The organism is Vibrio sp. 1078-1 (assembly GCF_033340475.1).
This window is the reverse complement of the sequence record NZ_JAWOWM010000124.1, coordinates 1-939: the sequence shown is the minus strand read 5'-3', so window position 1 is coordinate 939 and position 939 is coordinate 1. Positions and strand designations below refer to the sequence as shown.

The window sequence follows — 939 nt, the reverse complement described above, 5'->3', positions numbered from 1 at the left end:
CCCTCCTAGGGTGTCATAATGCTGGACCGAAGTCCTTGTAATTGTTGTGTGGTACTAAACAGCAGTTGTGATTGCATTGAAATACAACTGTGATGTAAACGTAATGTTAATTGTATGTTTAATAACTTGTCAAAGTTTGAGCGTATTTGGCGTTTTAAATTTGATGCATACGTCAAACGCCTGCTCGTAAGGGCATGTATTATCGTTATATTTTTTGTGGAAATGGTACGACCAGAATTGTTTTGCAAATCTTATGATTAAATAACCTTCAAATCTTGAGTTCACATGCTTTGATGTCACTTGTTATAAGAGGCATAATTCGACCTTTGTGGTTATCGCATTAGGAATCGCGTTGGAATTACTACACACTGAATTTTTAGGTCGCCCGTTAAGATTAGAAGGATCGATGGCGGGATGGCAGCAATTGTACTGGGATAACACTCTAGTTTCTCAAATTGATGCGAGCGAAAAGAAAACCGAAACTTACACGCATCAATTTAAGCTGAGTGCTGGAGAAGAGGTTTTGCTTTGCCAATTAGACTGCACATTGGATTGGCAACCTTTTGATCTGACCTATCGCGCCACCGTTAACGGTGAGCTAATTACGGAAGGTTCAAGAAACGAAAAAGACATTGAAAGGCAGGTGCCACAGGTCGCGCCGCCATCAGAAAAGCGCTTGAGTGTCATCGGTATTTTTTCCTTAGGTATGAAAGCCTTAAAAAGCGCGAAAGTAATTAAAGTTGCGCTGGCGTCAGCAAGTTTAGCTGCCTATTCATGGTTGTTTTCTATTGAGTTTGCTCTGGCTCTTATCGCTTGTCTTATATTCCACGAATATGGGCATATCAAAGCGATGAAGTATTTCGGTATGAAAACCAAGGGCATTTACTTAATCCCGTTTCTAGGAGGCTTGGCTTTAAGTGACGAGAAAATAAACACGCG

1 pseudogene is annotated in these 939 nt (G+C 40.7%); it reads left to right on the top strand.

Annotation, left to right across the window (positions count from 1 at the left end):
• Positions 1-352 precede the first annotated feature (352 nt).
• Positions 353-939 (top strand): annotated as a pseudogene (locus tag R7190_RS26040) (site-2 protease family protein); the annotation flags it as partial.